Annotated in this window: 14 protein-coding genes; 10 read left to right on the top strand and 4 right to left on the bottom strand. The window is 44.6% G+C overall.

What is annotated here, in order from left to right; all coding sequences use genetic code 11:
- Position 1: 1 nt before the first annotated feature.
- Positions 2–889 carry a LysR family transcriptional regulator gene (locus AKG39_RS03125; protein WP_050738896.1) on the bottom strand — a complete coding sequence of 296 codons (888 nt, stop codon included), beginning with the start codon at positions 887–889 and terminating at the stop codon, positions 2–4.
- A gap of 509 nt (positions 890–1,398) precedes the next feature.
- Here AKG39_RS03125 and AKG39_RS03120 point away from each other — a divergent pair.
- The 5 genes from AKG39_RS03120 to AKG39_RS03100 are packed head-to-tail and all read left to right on the top strand — an operon-like array spanning position 1,399 to position 6,320.
- On the top strand, positions 1,399–2,898 hold the full coding sequence (locus AKG39_RS03120) for a phytoene desaturase family protein (RefSeq protein WP_050738895.1): 1,500 nt from the start codon (positions 1,399–1,401) through the stop codon (positions 2,896–2,898).
- Positions 2,898–3,761 carry a phytoene/squalene synthase family protein gene (locus AKG39_RS03115; RefSeq protein ID WP_050738894.1) on the top strand — a complete coding sequence of 288 codons (864 nt, stop codon included), beginning with the start codon at positions 2,898–2,900 and terminating at the stop codon, positions 3,759–3,761. Before AKG39_RS03120 ends, AKG39_RS03115 begins: the two co-directional genes overlap by 1 nt.
- Positions 3,762–3,792: 31 nt before the next feature.
- Positions 3,793–4,464, top strand: coding sequence for a diacylglycerol/polyprenol kinase family protein (locus tag AKG39_RS03110; RefSeq protein WP_050738893.1), 672 nt, complete (start codon positions 3,793–3,795; stop codon positions 4,462–4,464).
- Between the two features lie 12 nt (positions 4,465–4,476).
- Positions 4,477–5,322, top strand: coding sequence for a DUF92 domain-containing protein (locus tag AKG39_RS03105; RefSeq protein WP_050738892.1), 846 nt, complete (start codon positions 4,477–4,479; stop codon positions 5,320–5,322).
- 56 nt (positions 5,323–5,378) lie between these two features.
- Positions 5,379–6,320 carry a tocopherol cyclase family protein gene (locus AKG39_RS03100; RefSeq protein ID WP_050738891.1) on the top strand — a complete coding sequence of 314 codons (942 nt, stop codon included), beginning with the start codon at positions 5,379–5,381 and terminating at the stop codon, positions 6,318–6,320.
- Between the two features lie 104 nt (positions 6,321–6,424).
- Here the strand turns inward: AKG39_RS03100 and AKG39_RS03095 are convergent, their stop codons facing one another.
- From AKG39_RS03095 to AKG39_RS03085, 3 genes are all read right to left on the bottom strand, one after another.
- Positions 6,425–7,075, bottom strand: a complete 651-nt coding sequence (locus AKG39_RS03095; RefSeq protein ID WP_050738890.1) for an ATP-binding cassette domain-containing protein — start codon at positions 7,073–7,075, stop codon at positions 6,425–6,427.
- 13 nt (positions 7,076–7,088) lie between these two features.
- On the bottom strand, positions 7,089–8,621 hold the full coding sequence (locus tag AKG39_RS03090) for an ABC transporter permease (RefSeq protein ID WP_050738889.1): 1,533 nt from the start codon (positions 8,619–8,621) through the stop codon (positions 7,089–7,091).
- Positions 8,622–8,774: 153 nt separating this feature from the next.
- Positions 8,775–9,815, bottom strand: coding sequence for a GGDEF domain-containing protein (locus AKG39_RS03085; protein ID WP_050738888.1), 1,041 nt, complete (start codon positions 9,813–9,815; stop codon positions 8,775–8,777).
- 647 nt (positions 9,816–10,462) lie between these two features.
- Between AKG39_RS03085 and AKG39_RS03080 the strand changes: the two genes are divergently transcribed.
- Genes AKG39_RS03080 through AKG39_RS03060 form a run of 5 tightly spaced genes read left to right on the top strand, consistent with a single transcriptional unit; the run spans position 10,463 to position 19,385 of the window.
- On the top strand, positions 10,463–11,380 hold the full coding sequence (locus AKG39_RS03080) for a 5'-nucleotidase (protein WP_050738887.1): 918 nt from the start codon (positions 10,463–10,465) through the stop codon (positions 11,378–11,380).
- A gap of 7 nt (positions 11,381–11,387) precedes the next feature.
- The gene (locus AKG39_RS03075; protein ID WP_050738886.1) at positions 11,388–12,902 is read left to right on the top strand and encodes a TIGR02677 family protein; all 1,515 of its coding nucleotides are present in this window, start codon (positions 11,388–11,390) and stop codon (positions 12,900–12,902) included.
- Positions 12,889–14,034 carry a TIGR02678 family protein gene (locus AKG39_RS03070; RefSeq protein WP_050738885.1) on the top strand — a complete coding sequence of 382 codons (1,146 nt, stop codon included), beginning with the start codon at positions 12,889–12,891 and terminating at the stop codon, positions 14,032–14,034. The genes AKG39_RS03075 and AKG39_RS03070 overlap by 14 nt, the downstream gene beginning before the upstream one ends.
- 1 nt (position 14,035) lies before the next feature.
- On the top strand, positions 14,036–18,121 hold the full coding sequence (locus AKG39_RS03065) for a TIGR02680 family protein (RefSeq protein WP_050738884.1): 4,086 nt from the start codon (positions 14,036–14,038) through the stop codon (positions 18,119–18,121).
- Positions 18,081–19,385 carry a TIGR02679 domain-containing protein gene (locus AKG39_RS03060; protein ID WP_083439392.1) on the top strand — a complete coding sequence of 435 codons (1,305 nt, stop codon included), beginning with the start codon at positions 18,081–18,083 and terminating at the stop codon, positions 19,383–19,385. Before AKG39_RS03065 ends, AKG39_RS03060 begins: the two co-directional genes overlap by 41 nt.
- Positions 19,386–19,456: the final 71 nt, after the last annotated feature.

Here is a 19,456-nt window from a genome sequence, read left to right as displayed (position 1 = left end):
TTTACTTTGGTAAGTGACACTGGCTTTCGAGGACATAAGTAATAAAAGCTTTGACATGAAAAGTTTGGTAGATATCTTTTTTGTATACCATATAAATAAGACGGGCATCGCTGGGAATATCTAAAGAAATCATTTTCAAATCCTGAAACTGAAGTAAAAACGAAGTGCGGGCAGTAATGGCAATATTATCGGTATTAGCGACAATACCACCTATGGTGATTTCATCATCATAGGCATAGAGCGCTTTCAAGTGGTTCGCTTTAAGATATTTCATGATTGTTTTTCCGATGGGTAGACTTTGACGGTAGGTGATGATAGGATAATCAGAAAGCTCCTTTAGACAGATCGAATCTTTTTTGGCCAATCGGTGATTGTTGTTTACCAGTAAAATGAGTTCTTGTGCAATAATCGGGTGAAATTCCAGATTAGGTTTATTTTCTACATATGAACAAAAACCCACATCATACTTCTCAGACTCAATGCCTTCAATCACAGCCAGAGTCATACCGTGAAAAATATTAAATGTTGTCTTTGAATCAATATTTTTCAAATAGCCATTAACGGCTACGGGGAGAAAATTGCCGGCCAGGGTGGGAATACAACCCACATCAGCAGTACCACCATAAGAATCTGATTTTTCTTTAGCTTTCTCAATGCCCCTCTCCAGTTCGACTAAAGATGAACAAACATATTGATAAAATTCTTTACCATATTTTGACAGTTTAATGTTCCGTCCCTGTCGTTGAAACAATGCAATGCCAAGCTCCTCCTCCAGTGACGAGATAGAGCCGCTTAAACTGGGCTGGGTAATAAATAATTCTTTTGAGGCCTGGGTATAATGTTCTAATTCAGCCAGCTTTTTAAAATAATATAATTGGTTTAGATTCATGAGATACTCCATCTCTGCCTGTTTCAGGCATAATCTTGAAAATTAAACAATAAATTTGAAGTTGATGATCAGCCAGAATGCATACGATTTCAGGACAAAGAAAAAATCAATTATTTCTTCAGAAGATAGTAATATATTATCATAAAAAACTAGAATTATCCACTAAAAAACAGCCATTTCCGGGATGTTGGGATGACGTTTGAGTGGATTTTTTTATGTTTTCAGAAAAACAGTTTAGGTGGTTTTATAAGCTGCCAACTGGAGATTTAAGACCGAAAAAAAACGGGTGAATTCAATATAAAAGGGATAAGGTTTTTAATTAATTTACCGGAACAAGTAAGGGAATTATTTATAATCATTGTAAACTATATTCTACTTTGATATAATCAGATTCAACATTCTTTAATGAATACCGGCAGTTAAATTCCAGAATTAAACTCAAAAGTGAGCTTATATGGGAAATATGGGGTATAAATAAGAATAATCGAAGTAAAGGGGTAAATGGGAGCATGAGCAAGAAGAAAGTTATTGTCATTGGTGCAGGAGTCAGCGGACTTGCCAGCGCAGTTCGCTTGCTCAAACAGGGATTTGAGGTTGAACTCTATGAGAAGAATTCGACCATTGGCGGTCGGATGGGGGTGGTCAGCGGAAATGGTTTTTCCTTTGATTTGGGCCCGACGATTCTGATGATGCCCCAGATTTTTAAAGAAGTGTTCTCCTATTGCGATCGCAATCCTGATGACTATCTCGAAATGCAGCGATTGGATCCTATCTACAAGGTCTATTTTGATGATGGTACCACCCATGAGGCATCGTCTGAACTCAGCAGTCTGGTGACAACCTTGGAAAGTGTCAGCGCGGAAGAGGCCCAGGGTTATTTAGCCTACCTTTCCGATGTTTATAAACGCTATCTGGTGGCAAAATATTTTTTTATTGACCGGTCCTTTAGGAGTCCCCGCGATTTTTATAATCCCAAAACCCTTTTAGCCGGACTGCGGCTGCGAACCTTTGACAACGCATTCGATTCAGTGGGGAAATTTGTCAAAGATAATAAACTCAGAGAATTACTCAGCTTTCAGACCCTTTATATTGGCATTTCACCGTTCAACGGTCCATCTATTTATACCATCATTCCGATGATTGAACTGGTCTATGGGGTTTGGTTTCTTAAGGGTGGGATGCGCAGTATGGCCGTGGCTATGGAAAGATTATTTCTGGAAATGGGCGGGAAGCTATTTCTGAACGCACCAGTTGAGAAAATCAACTTCGACGGAAAGCGGGCCCGCAGTGTAACCGTGGCGGGTCTGGAAAAAACGGGCGATATCATTCTGTGTTCGGCAGATTTTCCCCATGCCATGGAATCCCTGTTGCCGATTGATTTCAAACATGGAAAATACACTCCGGCCAAGGTAAAAGACCTAGATTACGCCTGTTCGGCTTTCGTGCTTTATCTGGGTCTGGATAAACGTGATTTCCCGGGACTCAATATCCACAGCATGGTTTTCTCCGGTGATTTTCGGGGAAATCTTAAGGACATTTTTGACGGCCATTTCCCGGCGGATCCCTCTATTTATGTTTATGCTCCGGCGCTGCTGGATGAAGATCTGGCGCCGGATGGTCAGCTGGGACTTTATGTATTGACACCGGTACCGAATTTAAAGGATGGCCCCCTGGATTGGGCCGATGCCTCAATGGTGGCAGGTTATCGAAAACAGGCCTTGGAGAAGGTTAAAGAAATTGTCCCCCTGAAAGATTTTGAAAAGCATATTATTTTTGAAAAAGTTTACACGCCGTTGGATTTTAAGGGCGATTTTAATGCAGTTTTTGGTGCAACGTTCGGACTTCGGCCGACGCTGCTTCAAAGCAATTATTGGCGCCCCCAAGCCAAGGCCATGAATTATGAAAATCTTTATTTTGCCGGGTCAAGCGCCCATCCCGGTGCCGGTGTCCCGATTGTTTTGAATTCTGCCAAGCTGGGGGTTCAGGAAATAGTCCGGGATTACCAATAATGGAATCCCGTCTGCAAAGTGATCTTGACTGGTGTGAGGCACTGATCAGAAAAAATTCCAGCAGTTTTTATCGGGCCTTTCGAAACCTGCCCAGAGAACGGGCCCAGGGGATATTTGCCATTTATGCGTTTTGTCGGATTGCGGACGACTATGTTGATGTGGACAATAATCCCCAGGCCGTCCTTGACATGGCCCAAAAACTCGAGGCCTTTGCCAGGGGTGAAACCCCGGATGAGCCCATGTGGCGGTCACTGCGTTGGGCCTTTGATAGCTTTTCCCTGGAGATCGAACCCTTTCGGGACATGCTTAAAGGCCAGCTCCAGGATTCTGAGTTTCAGCAGCCAGAGGATTTCAAGGCCCTGTTGGATTATTGCTATCTGGTGGCCGGAACCGTGGGTTTGATGCTCTGTCCGATTTTGGCCACGCCGGTAACGGCGGCGGCTAAAAAAGAGTCGATTGAGCTGGGAATCGCTATGCAGCTCACGAATATTTTAAGGGATATCGGTACGGATTACCGAATTAATCGTATTTACCTGCCCCGGGATCTTATGGATGACTTTGGTGTGTCAACTGAAAGTTTAGCGGGACCGGAACCTTCAACCCAGCTTATTTCTCTTTGGGAAAAAATTGCCGGGGAATCTGAAATCAGATATAATAGGATCAGAAAGGGACTTAAAGCTTTTGATAAGGATGCGCGGTTTCCGATTTTATTGTCACTGCTTTATTATCGCCGGATTCTAAAGCGCTGTCGCAAATCTAAGTATCACTTTCTTGATCGGCGGATTTATGTTTTCGGTTGGCAAAAGCTAATACTTTTTGGTTTGGCCCGGTGGCAGGTTTTTCGACTGGGATTGCATCAATGAAATGCGAATAAGATGATTTGGGGGAAAGCGGATGCAAAATATTTGGAACTATCATAATGCCTGGGGGATTGTTTTTTCGTTTATTTATGTATTTGGTGTTATTTTTTTAGCCCGATACCTGGAACGATTCGGAAAAGAGATGAGCCGTAAAACCGTTCATATTCTTGTTTGCAATTGGTGGCTTCTGGCCATGGCGTTTTTTGACAGTGCCATCTGGGCAGCCATTGTTCCGGCCTGCTTTGTTGTCATTAACTACCTGTCATATCGTTTTCAGATTTTTTCAGCTATGGAGCGGGGGGAAGGAAAAGGGGATCTGGGGACGGTTTATTATGCGGTGTCGCTGCTAATTCTTGCCCTGGTTACCTTTGGCCCGATCGCGGCCCCGGTGGTCGGTGGTCTCGGAATATTAATTATGGGATATGGGGATGGTTTCGCGGCAGTGGTGGGAACCCGTTGGCCAGTGGGACCCTATAAAATTTTGGGGGCAACCAAGAGCCTTTCCGGAAGTGCCACCATGCTGGTGGTGTCGTTCTCAGTCGCCGCCATTTTACTGGGTGTCACGGGCCAGCCTCAGGTACTGTTGCCGGCGCTGGTGTTGGCGGTGCTGGCGACCATCGTTGAAGCGGTAACACCTCTTGGTCTTGATAATTTAACGGTGCCGCTGCTGACGTCCGGGGCCTATTATCTTTGGTTTGTCTTGTGAGGAGGACTTTTTTTGGAAAACATACTTGATGCTAACCTGGTTATTCAAACCGGAACATATATACAACAGATTCTTTTCGTATTGCTATCCCTGCTTTTTGCCGGAGTTGCTTTTAAACGTAGGTCGCTGACGCCAGCGGCGTCGGTGGGGGCTTTCTTTTTGGCCGTGGCTCTTTATTATACCGGAGGACCGCTCTTTTTACTCCTGCTCATGGTCTTCTTTGTGAGCGCAACGCTGTTGTCCCACTTTAAGGCCAGTATTAAAGATCCCATTGAGGCTGAGCTTCATGCCAAGGCCGGGCCCCGGGATCTCTTTCAGGTTGCCGCAAATGGCGGAGCGGCACTGATCATGGGCATCCTCTTTGTGATTTCTCAGAATGAGGTCTACGTAATGGCGGTGGCAATCGCCTTCGCGGCCTGTAATGCCGACACATGGGCATCCGAAATCGGGATCCTCAGCAAGCGCGCGCCGGTGTCACTGCTGACCTTTCGTCCGGTAAAACGAGGGATATCGGGAGGGGTCAGCCCTTTGGGTTTAGTTGCCTCCTGCGGAGGCGCAGCGCTCATTGCCCTGACTTTTGGATTTTATGAGTTAGTGACCGGAAACGCCGGGGAATTTTTATTATTTCAGATGGGTTTGATTACATTGGGCGGTTTTATGGGCTCCATCCTGGATAGCCTCATGGGCGGAACCATCCAGGCCAAATATATCAGCCTGAAAACCGGCGAATTAACCGAAAAGCCGACCTATGAAAACAAACCCAATGCATTGCATAAAGGCTGGCGCTTTGTCAATAACGACTTCGTGAATTTTGCCAGCTCTTTTCTGGCATCCGTGTTGGTTTTATTCTTTTATTAAATACAAGGTTGAGGGATCAGAGGAAAATGGGTAAGAAAAATAAGTGGAGATAATTTATGAAAAAACAGGAATATTTTCAGGGACAGCATCGTAAAAGGCGATATTTTGAAGGCTGGTATTTTAAATGTATCAGTGCCGATCGCAAACATGCCATTGCCATCATCCCCGGCATGGCCATTGATCCTCAGGGGCAGAAGCATGCCTTTATTCAGGTGATCAATGCGGTAACCGGAAAGACCTGGTATCATCATTTTTCCTATTCAGAATTTCTCTGTCTTTCAGATGATTTTGATCTGCGTATCGGGAACAATCGCTTTAGCGCAACGGGTTTAGACCTGAACATCGATACTCATGAAGGTTTGTTAAAAGGATGCCTGGCCTTTAGGGATATTCATGCCTTTCCAACCACCTGGCACAACCCGGGAATTATGGGGCCTTTTACATTCTTGCCGATGGAATGTTACCACGCCATTATTCATTTATACCATGAGCTTCAGGGAAAAATCGAGTTGGATGGGGAGATCCTGGATTTTGACGGGGGTGTTGGTTATATCGAGAAGGATTATGGCCGGTCCTTTCCGAAAACCTACCTCTGGCTGCAAGCCAGTCATTTTGATTCATCCAACGCCTCCTTTGTTTTTTCAAGAGCGCGGATTCCGTTTCTGGGACGGGAGTTCCCGGGATTTTTCGCCTATTTCACTGATTTTAAGGACATTAAAGTCCGTTTTGCCACCTATAACCATTCGAAACTTGCCAACTGGCAGGTTGATCCCGTGAACAGAACCTGTTCCGGGGAATTATCGGGACCTGCCGGAACCCTGAGCTTTAAGGCCCAAATGTCCGGCGGCGGCACCCTCAGAGCCCCGGTTGACGGGCTCATGGACCGGGAGATTATTGAAAGCATCACCGCCCATGTGTCCGTGCGCCTCGTCAGCAGGCATAGTGAGGTTCTCTTCCAGGGATCAAGCAGTGAAGCCGGCATGGAAATTTGCCTGTAAAGAAAAAGCATCCTTTCATAAAATGAAAGGATGCTTTTAGGTAGTGAAATTGGCAATAATCATTTAATTTAGGTAAAATTAGCAGGAGTTATTATCCAATTTATTCAACTTACCGGGGTTAGCTCGTATAAAACATCCGCGGCCTTGGCCACTTCAGGAGAGTGGGTGACAATAATCACACATTTATTTTCTTCATGGGCCAATTTTTTAAAAATAGTGATGATGCCCTCCTGGGTTTCGCCATCTAAGTTTCCGGTGGGTTCATCAGCGAGGATGATCTCCGGGTCATAGGACAGAGCCCGGGCGATGGCCACCCGTTGCTGCTCGCCGCCTGACAGCTTGAGAATGCGGCGGGTGGCTTTTTCTTCGCCCAATTCCACTTTAGCAAGAGCAGCAAAGCCATGGCGGACTTTATCAGGGAAGATTTTCTCGGAAATATCCATCGATAATTGGACATTTTCCGCGGCGGTTAAATGGGGCAGTAAATTATATCCCTGGAAAATAACCCCGACCATTTGGCTGCGGTAGTTATACTTATTTATTTGACTGATATCCTGATCCTTGAAAAATATTTTTCCGTCGGTGGGGGTTGTCAGACCCGATAACAACGACAGCAAGGTTGTTTTACCGGCCCCGGATTTTCCCATGATGCAGTAGATTTTCCCGTTTTCAAACTCATAATTCAAGTGATCCAAAACTTTTATTGGTGCACCCTGATAGGTATAGGATAAATTCTCTAGTTTTAATACACTCATATTGATTGCTCCTTTACGAACGATTGCTTAAGATATTCAAAGGATCATATCTTAAAATAAAGACCATGGCGCCGCAGCTGGAAAGCAGGGTTAAAAGAATACCGATCCCGATAAGCTGCATAACAACGGTTATATCCGTGGCTGAACTGATGCTTTGGACATAATTAACCGTGGCTTGCTCACCGGGACGGCCACCACTACTGGATCCCCCGCGGCCAAAATTGCTTTGCTGGGACTCTTCCTGGGTTTGAATCGAGGCGACCTGTTGGGATAACAAAGCGTTGGCCGTTGGCACAGAAACCGCTGCGCCAATGCCTGTTCCCAGAAGAATGGCAATCAGTGTTACAATAAAGCCCTCGGCAATGAACTGAAACACCACATGCTTCTTTTTCATGCCAATGGCGGTAAGGACACCAATTTCATATTTGCGTTCGCGCATGCTCAAAATGTTTAGTACTACTAAAATACTGCCGCCAATGAGTAAAACAAGGACCAGAAAGATGGTGGCAAAAGTATTCAGGTTTTCCAAGGGTAGCAGACTGTTTTCATAGTTGGTGACATCGGTTGAGGTAACGGTATATGAACTGGGCAAGCCCATGGCCGTGACATCAGTTTTGAAGTTTTCATAGGCGGTCATATCCGAGAAGGTATAGATCCCGCTTTCCTGGGTTCGCAGCGCGGTGGTTGTCTGATTTCCGCTGGTATCAGTACCCAGGGTTGCTACACTGAGGGATTGTCCACTAATTGCGTTTAAGGTGTTGTAACCGGTGTAAATCTGATTGGCCGGATCAGCAGCGGTGGAAAAACGCATTGCCCCCGAATCAGCAGTGGCGGTGGTAGTCTTGTAAATTCCTCCAACCGTTAAGGTTGTCACTTCGGTGGTTGCATTGGGATTAGTCAACTGGATGGTGCTACCCAGGGATAACCCATTAAAAGTCGCCAATTCTTCACTGATCAGGCAGGTCATATCAGCAGTATCAAAACTAAATAGCTGACCACTAGTCACTTGATTGGTTCCGCTGATAAAGCTGGTCATGGCATTTTCACCGCTATAACCGGTGAGAGTGAAATCACCTTGGGTGCCCATTCCCGAAGGGCTGATGGCTTTGTTTGATTCTTCCGATTCGGTTGGTGCTGTTGGTTGGGTTTGGGTCGTTGCGGCAGTGGTAACCGCGTCGGTTGATACCGGTTCAAGGCCAGTGCCTTTGCTCATGGAACTGGATAAAGTGTAATAGAAATCCTTCACATTAACAGAAGTTGCATAATTTTGCATTTCTGCCAGGGTAAGGCTTTCAGACTCCTGCATCAGAGCTCTCATATCGGTGCCTGAATCCTGGGCCTGGGACATTAAGGCTTGCCGGTCAACAGAAATACTGCCGGTGATTTCTATTTTGCTAAGACCAGTGGTTTGAAGCTGGCTTGCTGATTGCTTAATCGATAAGGCAATACAGCTGGATATGGCAATGACCAACACAATCATTCCAATAAGAATATTGCGTCCGGCATTACGGGTTACGTTGCGAATACTGTTTTTCAGGATGTACATCTCTAACCTCCATAATGAAATTAATTAACTTCTTTCATTTTAACTTAAAGATGTGGTTATTCTTTGACTGTTGTGTGACTATAAGGTGATTGTAAACAGAAAAGAACCCCTCGGAACGATTTTTTAAATTCGTTCCGAAGGGTTCTTTTCTGTTTAGAGATCAATCGTCAACTTTTTATGATTTTTTGCTTTGTACATGGCCCCGTCAGCACATTTTAAAAGCTCGGTGGAGCTGTGCCCATCCTGGGGATAAATAGCAAAACCAAAACTGGCGGAGACGCTTAGTTCTTTATTTTCAATCACGATATCCTTCATCAGGGATAGTTCAAGTTTTTCCATGTATGCCAGGATTGCTTCTTTTTCAAGCGGCCTTTTTATGATTAAGGCGAACTCATCACCGCCCAATCGGCCCAGTAGATCATCGGGATGAATGACTCGCTTTAATTTAACGGCCACATCCTTAAGCAATAAGTCTCCGATGTGATGGCCCAGCGTGTCATTAACCTCTTTAAAATTATCCAGATCCATGAAAACAACCCCAAAACTCAGGTTCTCATTTTCCGGAGATGTGATTAACATATCCATTCGATTAATCAGTACATTTCGATTGGGAAGTTCCGTCAATGTATCAAAGAATGCCTGGTAGCTCAGCTTCTTTTCGTTTTCCTTGATGATGCGGTTGTAGGCCATCAGCAGTTCATTCTGCTGCTCCATTTCATTATGAGCCATTGCCAGCTTTTCATTGAGGCTGGCCAGCTTTGTGTTTTTGATAAGCACTTCTTCCATGTTTTTGCTCAGACAAGCCATGCAGGTTGAAATAATGAAGATGATGATGATCGAGGATACAGAAAAAATCACCCCGGCTAAAGCGTTGGGATTGGAATAAACAACCAATGCGGTAAGTGAAATAAGACCTTGAAACCCATTTATTACAATGGCGATCAGGGTTCCCAATTTTTTGAAATTCATGGTGAGGTACACAGAAATCATCACCTGAAACTGCGTGATCACACCGGGTTGGTTTGGGGTTAAATTGCTTTTAATCAGTATGATGGTAATAGAGGCGAACAGCAAAACACTAAGAGACAGTTTGATCCATACAGCATAAGCTGATTCTTTGGGAAGTGTTGTTTCCTCAAAAGTATGATTAAAAAAAGTTGGCTCCGAATCAGTGGATTCTGGGTCATTTGACATTATCCAAACCTCACTTTACTTTAAAATTCAATAAAATAGTTGATTGAGATGCATCCTAATAAAGAGTTATTATAATAGTATGAACCATAATGTACTAATAAACAAGGATAATATTTCTTTCTTTTATGCATTTAATAATAGACGGTTTATTCATTAAGCGCTATTGGGACAACAAGCATGACCATTAGATGATTTAACAATAGTTACTGAGAAATTGCGGTGATTATTCAGGATAGTTATTAATTAATTTGAATTTAAGCCGATTATATATTAGAATAAAATAATGCTCTTAAAACGGACCCAGAGGTGAAACTTAAAGTTAAAGTGATGGTTTTGACCCTGATCAATATCGGAATTCTCATTAAGTCCGAAAAGCTCACCGCAAAAGAAGGGGAAATTGACACCGACACTGGAAGAAAGTGATTGTTGATAACTAGCTCCGACAATTTTGAAACTAAAAAAGCATGCAAATGAGTTTTGTATGTTTTTTTAGTTTATTTTGAGTAAAAAGTGATAAAATAGAAAAAACTTATCCACAAAAGGGCATAAAAAGCTGAGAATTGTGGATAAATAATAAAATGTAAAACAGCGCAGATTGAGAAGCGTAAACAGTTATTGTGGGAAAATTGAGAGAGAAGAGGTACAGCATGCATAAATTTGAAAACTGTTTAGTGGTTGGCATATCCTCCCGGGCACTGTTTGATCTGGAAGAAGAAAATCAGATTTTTATTAATGAAGGTGTTGAAGCCTACACAAAATATCAAATTGAACACGAAGCCGATATTTTAAAACCCGGCACCGGATTTGCCCTGATTAAGGCCCTACTTAAGCTCAATACCATCATGTCGGGCGAGCGCAAAACCGAAATCATTGTCATGTCCAAAAACAGCGCTGATACCAGTCTGCGGATTTTCAACTCCATCAAACATTACAACCTCGATATCACCCGGGCCGCGTTGGTTAGCGGCGCGTATCTCGCGCCATATCTGGGGGCTTTTAATACAGATTTGTTTTTATCGGCCAACGAGGAAGATGTTCAGGAAGCGGTCAATTCCGGGGTGGCGGCCGGAATCATTTGTACCCAGCATTTGCTCAGTGAAAATAAGCAGGAAATTGATCAGATTCGCATTGCCTTCGATGGCGATGCCGTGCTATTTTCGGATGCTTCGGAAAAAATTTACAAAAGCCAGGGCATTGAAGCCTTTCAGGAAAACGAGATTGAAAATGCCCGAAACCCCCTGCCCGAAGGACCCTTTGCCAAATTTCTAAAAACCTTGTCTTCGCTGCAAAAGGAGTTTGATAAAAACCAGGCGCCGATTCGAACCGCCCTGGTAACCGCCCGAAATGCCCCGGCCCATGAACGGGTGATTCGAACCCTGAGGGCCTGGGATGTTCGCATCGACGAAGCTTTTTTCCTGGGCGGGATGGAAAAGCGGAATGTCTTAAAGGCCTTTGGTGCCCACATTTATTTTGACGACCAGGCCATTCATACCGACGCTGCCTCCGACTGTGTGCCCTCGGCGCGGGTGCCTTATATAAATACAGATGAAGAAACTAAGGGATAAGAGAAATATGAAGTTTGAAATCACCGGTAAACTGACAAAACAGATCGATGAAATGCGTTATTTGACGGTTGATAATGCCTGGCGATACCGAAGCATTTTGCGGTACTTTTATATGCAGTATGAAAAGATGAAGTATTGGCTATATAAGGAAGACATCTTTGAGGCCCTAAAGGAAAATGACGAATTTAAGGCCTATACCATGGATATGTGCAGACAGGATCTGGATGTACTGCTATCCTGGAAAAATCTGTCAGCCATCCAGGATACTGCCAAGGTTGCCACGGTGGAGGAATTCAAGAACAAGCAGTTCCGATATCAGCTGTCTGAATATAGTGTCGAAATTGAACGGTTGACCCTCCGGCTGGAAAATCTCTTTGTGGAATCGGCCTCCTTGGAACCCACCCTGCTGGAACGGCTCCGGGAAGAGCTTAAAAAGTTGCCTCAGGTGGCAAAACAGGGTGAAAAAGAAGTGGGCAGCTGGTGGAGTAGTCTCAACAGCGACTTTAAACGGCTGAACCAGAACTATCAGGATTATATTCGTGATCTGTATTCCATCAAGGCCGAGGAAATGATGAAAACAAAGGAATTCATGATTTTTAAGGACAAATTCATTGAATATCTTCGTGATTTTGTAAAAGGGCTACAGAACCATGCCAATGCCATAGAACATATCTTAAAAAATCTTAATGCGGCAGACATCGATAGGGTGCTTAAAAAAGCCATCGCCTATGAGGTGTCCATTCCTAGAATTGATGCGGAGATTGACGAAGTTGGGATCAGTGAAAATATAGTCGGGCGGTGGGACAGCCTTAATGCCTGGTTTTTGGGATCAAAGGGAAACGAGAGCGAAGCCGCCAAACTGATGGATATCACCAACGATATTATCAGAAAGATAACCCGTTACGCCTCTCAAATCTCAGAAAGCAGAAACAATGCCATTAACCGGAAGGAAGAATATCGCAAGCTGGCAGAACTTTTTGACCAGTGCCGCGATATAAAGGAAGCCCATCAATTATCCAGCATGTCCTTTGGTATTTTTCAGATGAAACATATCAAATCCGATCATTTCAGAGAAACAGAGAGCATTAATAGCCAGATCTTTGAAGAGTCACCGGGTGTCTTGGCCCTGAAGCCCAGGGTCCGGGGCTATCAGGAAAAGGCCCAACGGACCACCATCCGCAGCAACCGCGAGAAAAAAGAGGCAATGAGAAACCGGATCCGACTGGAGCGGCAGATCGAAGAAAAGACCATGGAAAACTATGTCATTGACTACTGCATCGACTTTGCCAGTCTTCCGGTGATTGAGCGGCATGTCCGGACGACTTTATTGAAATGGTTGAGCAAAGGCATTGGAGCAGATAAAAAAGGCAAAACCGAGGATGGCCGGGTGTTTCAGGTGGAGCTGCCAAAGGAACGAAATCGTCGCTGTGTATTGCGGTGTGAGGATGGAAATCTGGAAATGCCCGCCTATGTGATTCGGTTTTTAGATAATACGAAGGAGTCGGAAAATGAAAGAGCTTGAAATACTCCTGGATCAATACTGGGTGGTGAAGGATAACGACAAGGATTTATTTTATCGGGTTAAGGATAGCATTCCCCAATTTAAAACATTTCTCAGCGATAAGCTGGGTTATGGGATTGTTATCAACCAGCATTTAATCAAGCTGGAGAAAATTCCCGGTTCGGCCGAAAGCTTTATGGGGATTCAGGAATTCAATCATCCCATGCAATACATACTTTTGTGTCTGCTCTTGATGTTTCTGGAAGATCGTTCCCGGGATGAACAGTTTGTGCTGTCGGAAATTACCGAATTCATTGCCGGGAATAATATCGGCAAAGAAAAAATCGACTGGACTCAGTACAGCCATCGGAAGCATTTTATCAAGGTATTGCGCTTTGCCCAGCGCCTTGGTTTAATGAAGGTCAATGATGGGGATGATCAGAAGTTTGCCTATCACGATGACGCCGAGGTTTTATATGAAAGCACCGGTTTATCCCGGTATTTTGTGCGCCATTTTACGGCGGATATCATGGGTTTTGCCAATTATCAGGATATCGAAAATGCCGAATGGGGGGACTTGAACGCCGACCGGGGCGTTATCCGGCGGCAGCGGGTTTACCGGAAGCTTTTGATGGAACCGGTGGTTTATTCTCAGGGGGCTGATGATGTGGATTATGACTACATCAAAAAACAACGGGGACTGATGGAAGGCGATTTTTTGAAATATCTGGAATACCCTCTTCATGTTCATAAGAATGGGGCCATGCTGGTGGTGCCGGCCGAAAAAAATATTCAGGACGGATTTCCCAACACTAGGGCCATCTGTGATATCACCCTTTTGTTGGTTGCCCAGATGCGGGAGGCGCTTGCTGAAAAAAAGCTGAAAATCAATCCAACCGGCGGGGTTTCCCTATCCCGGGTGGCCTTTGATGAATGGGTAGTCGAGCTGAAGGCAAAAGCAGGCAGGAACTGGAGTAAGGAGTTTCGGGAAATGTCAGCCGCCGGGCTGGCTGCAAATCTGGCAGAATATATGGAAGACTTCAAGATGCTGCGGCAGCTTTATGACGGTCGGGAAATTGAGATCCTGCCACTGGCGGGAAAACTCATGGGAACCTATCCGGAGGATATGGCTGAGAGAAAGGGAGAAAAATAAGATGGACAATCGATGGGTGATCAACCGGGCCGGTCTGGTGAATTTCTGGTATTATGATGAGGAAACCTTTGATTTTTCTCAGGGACGGCTGCTCCTGCGCGGCTCCAATGGATCGGGTAAATCGGTGACGATGCAGAGCTTTATTCCGCTTTTGCTGGATGGCAATAAAAGTCCGGAGCGGCTGGATCCGTTCGGATCAAAAGCCCGAAAAATAGAAAACTATATTCTGGGAGATGACGAAAACGGAAAGGACGAATCCATCGGCTATCTTTTTATGGAATTCAAAAAGAAGCACTCCAACAATAGGGCCACCATCGGCATGGGGTTTAAGGCAAATCGGGGCAAGCCGATGAAATCCTGGGGGTTCTCCATCACCGATGGCAGACGCATTGGCGAAGACTTCTTTTTATATAAACAAATGGGTGAAAAAATACCGTTGACCAGGAAGGAACTGGAAAACCGGATCGGCGACGGCGGTCAGGTAGTCGAGGGACAAAAAAACTATATGAAGCTGGTAAACGATCTGGTTTTTGGCTTTGATGATCTGGACGAATACGATGAGCTGGTTAAATTGCTGGTACAGCTTCGCAGTCCCAAGTTGTCCAAGGATTTCAAACCAACGGTTATTTATGAGATTATGGAAAATTCGCTGCAGCCCCTGTCCGAGGACGATCTCAGACCGATGTCCGAAGCCATTGAAAACATGGATAACATCAAGAGCCGACTCGAGGTTCTAAAGGACTGCAAGGGCGCCGCGGATCGGATTAGGCAAGCCTTTGACCGGTACAATCAATTTATTGTACTGGATAAGGCCCGACAGTTTTATGATCACCACCTCCGGTTGGAGCAGCAAAAAAACCTGAAGAATAAAAAAACCAGGGAAATTGACAAAGCCGGAAAAGAGATTGCCAGCCTGAAAGAAAAAATCATAAAGCTGGAAATCGTTCTGCAGACCCAGCAGGAAAAAAAGCGGGAACTGGAAAGCCATGACAGCGTGAAGATCCGGGAAAAGATCATGCAAACTGAAAAAGAAATCCAGGAACTGGCGACACAGCGGTTTGAAAAGGATAATCAGCATGAGACCAAAAGGCAGCAGGAACGGGATCTGGACAATCAGGTAAGCGGTTACCGTCAGAATATTGAAGCCGGGGAACGCGGTATCATCAAGCAGCTTACTGAAATGGATGATCTGGCCGAGACTTTTGTCTTTGATGAGCATGATTTCATGCGGGATGAAGTCAAAAAAGATGTGACTGAGCCCTTTGATTTCGGTTATGTTACGACGATCTTAAAGAAGCATACCGAGATCCTTAGTCAGGCGGTTAAAGCTCTGGAAAAAGAAAAGCAGATTTCAGAAGCCTATGAAAAATGTGTGATGGAACTGGATTTACTTAAAAAAGAACTCGCCGAAAAAGAACGACTGCGGGAACAGGCCAATCGCCAAATGACGGAAATCCAGGATGAAATGCTGGAAAAGCTGTATCAGAAAAATCAGGACAACCAGGAATATATTATTTCAGTTGATGGTTTAAGTCAGCTCGCTCGGGTAATCCGCCAATTTGGACCGGAAAGCAATTTTAACGACATAGCCCAGATTCTTCGGGGCGAACAGATCGGGTTGGAAGAACTAAAACGGGAACGACTTTTCATTGAACAATCTGAATGGGCAAAAATAAATAAGGAGAAAAGTGAAAAGCAAGCCGAACTTGATTACTGGAAAAAGATGAAGGATCCAGAACCCGCCCGGGCCGAAAAAGTCAAAAAAAACAGAGAAAAGCTGGTGGCACTGGGCATTCCCCATATTCCCCTGTACAAGGCACTGGATTATGTGGACGGGGTTGATGCGGCCACCCAGGCGGCCATTGAAGAAGCCATGGCCGATATGGGTATATTGGATGCCCTGATCATTCCTGAGACTTTTCGGGGGCAACTGGGATCAATGCCTGAGCTGTCCGGAGATAAATACATATTTCCGGCTCCCCAGTTTATGGTTCACAGCATGAACCAATATCTGCAGGTGGAAACGTCCCTGGCAGAGATTTCGCCGGAAGAGGTAGCCAATGTATTGACCAGCATTCTCATTGATGAAAACCACCATACGCATATGGATGAAAAAGGAAATTACAGCCTGGGGATTTTAAGAGGAAAGGCCAGTGGCAGGGATACGCCGAAATTCATTGGCTCTTCGGCCCGAAAAAAGTATCGGGAAGAACAGCAGAAAGCCCTGGAATTGGAATTGGCAGCCATTACGGATCGCCTGATTGGCCAGGAAAAAGTCCTGAATCAAGTAAAGCAGGAAATTGAGATCTTGAAACGGGAGTTTACCGAAGGCTTGAATCAGGAAGATCTGGTAACGGCGGCCAACGTTGTCAAACAGGCGATGTTTGAGCATGTGATGGTCTCAAAAGCAGTGGCAAAGAAAAGCGGTGAAGAAAAAATCCTTTACGAAGCAGTGAAGAAAATAAAGGAAGAGATTTACCGCATCACCGGGAGAATCACCCTGCCGGTGAATCTGGAAACCTATGAGGAGGCCCAGATTGCGGCTACGACGTACCTTGATGAGCTCCATAAGCTGGAAAAACAAAAGCTTCATTTAGACAATTTCCAAATCAGTTTGAGGGGAGCCGAAAACCGGTATGAGGAAGTGCTTCAAGAAATCGATGATGTACTTTATGAGATCAGCGGACTGAACACCAAACGCGCCACCCTGGCATTGATACTGACCAATTTGAGTGAACAGTTAAAGCTCACCGATTATGAGGCTATTAAGGCCGAACTGGAGCAATGCCTGCTGGCATTAAAGGAACTCCCTCAAGAAAAAGAAGAAACTGTGATACAGTTGGAAAGGGTGCGTTTGGGATCCGAACGGCTGACAGAGGATATTGGCAATCTGGAGCAGACACTTAAACAACATGAAAAAATCTATTCAATTATGAAAGAAGCGTTTAAAGAAGAACTGCAGCTGGGATATGCAGTTAAATCAGTGAAAGACGATTTGTTTAGCGTGGCTGGGGATCTCCTCGCAAAAAATCCAGTTAGGGATAAACAAAACAAAGACCAGGTCACCACCAGGATCGTCGAAAATTTAAATAGTAATAGTCAGTATCTCCGGGATTTTTCGGTGAACAGTCAGTATATTTTCGAAAAAGAGTGGAGCGAGGATGAAGACGAGGCAGTGGAAAAAGCCCATGAGATCAGAAGACGTCTGAATATCACGGCCAAGGTCACTGGCAAGGTGGTCAATTTTTACGACTTGTCCGATTATCTGAAAGACAGTCTGGAGGAAACCGAAAAGCTTTTAAGAGAAAGTGATCGGGAATTGTTTGAAGACATTCTGGTTAAGAATATCAGTAAAAAAATAAGCGCCCGGATTTTTCACAGTGAAAAATGGGTGGATAATATGAATCAGCTGATGGCGAAAATGGATACCTCCATGGGGCTTAGCTTCAGTCTGCGCTGGACCAATAAAAAGGCCGAAACCGAAGAACAGCTGGACACCCGAAAACTGGTGAACCTGCTTAAAATGGATGGTAATCTATTAAGGGATGAAGACCTCAACGCCCTGTCAGAACACTTTCGTTCAAAAATCACGTTAGCCAGACGAGCCCTGGAGGAGAAGGATGTTAATCTGACCTTCCATTCCATTGTGAAGGATATACTGGATTATCGAAAATGGTTTGAATTTAAACTGTTCTTTAAAAAAACCGGTCATCTCAGCAAAGAACTTACCAACAACGGCTTTTTTAAATTCAGTGGCGGGGAAAAGGCCATGGCTATGTATGTGCCCTTATTTTCGGCGGTCAATGCCCGGTACGAGGCGGCTGGAAAAGAAAGTGCCCGGATTCTTTCTCTGGATGAGGCCTTTGCCGGAGTGGATGAACAGAATATTCGGGATATGTTCCGGCTGCTGAATGATCTGGATTTAAGCTATATTATTAATTCCCAAATCCTTTGGGGCGATTATGACACCGTCGATTCCCTGGCCATCAGTGAACTGATCCGGCCGGATAACGCAGATTTTGTGACGGTCCTGAGATATCACTGGAATGGCAAGGTACGAAAGCTGGTGGTGGATGATGCCTCATGAGTTTGCCGCTTATCTGAAAGCCAATCCCGGCTATCACCGAATCATGAAACAGATTGGCGAAAAATATGAATCCCTGGGCCATCTGGGCGGCACCATCCGGTTGGATAAAATGACCGATGCGGAGCGGGAGGTACTCAGAAGTCTTTTCAAAAAAAACTATCTCCAGAAAAGTGCCTCCTTTGCAGTTGAAAAATTTATCAGTGCCTTTGCAGCCACCCGCTATGAAGGCGTGGACTTTGAAGAAATGCTGGCCAGTTATTTTGGCGAAAAGCTGAGCTGGAAAAAGGATGTTAAAAGTCAGTATGATGACGAAAAAAGCCGGTGCTTTGGGGAAATTATTGAGGTCTTTAAAGAATCTCCCGGAGCATTATGGCTGACGGATCTTCTGAAAAATAGAAATAATGCCTATCCAATCCTGAGTATGAAATACAACGAGGACCCAGAGCATTTAAGACGACTTCTGACCCAGGTTTGCATAGGTTTGAATCAATGCGTGGCAAAACCGCAGAAGGTTCGGCTGGCACTCTTTGCCTCTCAGATGACCAGAGATCCCCATGCCTTTGACATGAATCGGGAGGGGGGACGACTATTGCTTTACGCTTTAAGCGCTTATTATCGGCTTAATTATCCCAAAAATGCGGAAGCACAGATGGAGCTTTTATACAAAGCCGGTTTGATTTATGATGAGGTTTCCAATTACACCATCGGTCGAGGTCTCCAGGCGTTTGCCGGGGATAAAATACATTCGGGCTGGGTTGGATTTGCTGAATTGGGCGAGCCTCTGCACCTTTCGCTCTGGAATATCGGGATGATCGACAGGGTGGCCTGCGTCAAAAATCGGGTCTTTGTCTTTGAAAATCCCACGGTTTTCAGTGAAATTGCGGGTCTGATGGAAGACCGACCCTGTTCCCTGATCTGTTCAGTCGGAAACGTAAAGGTGGCAACCCTATTGCTGCTGGATAAAATTGTTCAAAGCGGCGGGATGATTTATTATGGCGGCGACTTCGATCCGGAGGGGCTGATTATTGCTGATAAACTCAAAAAAAGATACGGCGAAAAATTGGTTTTGTGGCATTTTACCCCGGAAGACTATGAAAGGATAAAGTCAAAAAAGAAGATTTCTGAATCAAGATTAAAAAAAATGGATGGACTGCTGTCGCCGGAATTAAAAAAGCTGGCAAAAGTAATCAGGAGCTCCGGCTTCAGCGCCTACCAGGAATTACTGGTCGATGTTTATCTAAATGATATTGAAAAACTTAATTAAATAGAAATTAAAAATTCTCTGGTATAATTTAAAAATTGGCTGATTAAAAGCAATGATTGGCCGGCAGTTAT

This window comes from Acetobacterium bakii, from assembly GCF_001263355.1.
Taxonomy (GTDB): Bacteria; Bacillota; Clostridia; order Eubacteriales; family Eubacteriaceae; genus Acetobacterium; species Acetobacterium bakii.
This window is presented reverse-complemented; position numbering and strand designations above follow the sequence as displayed.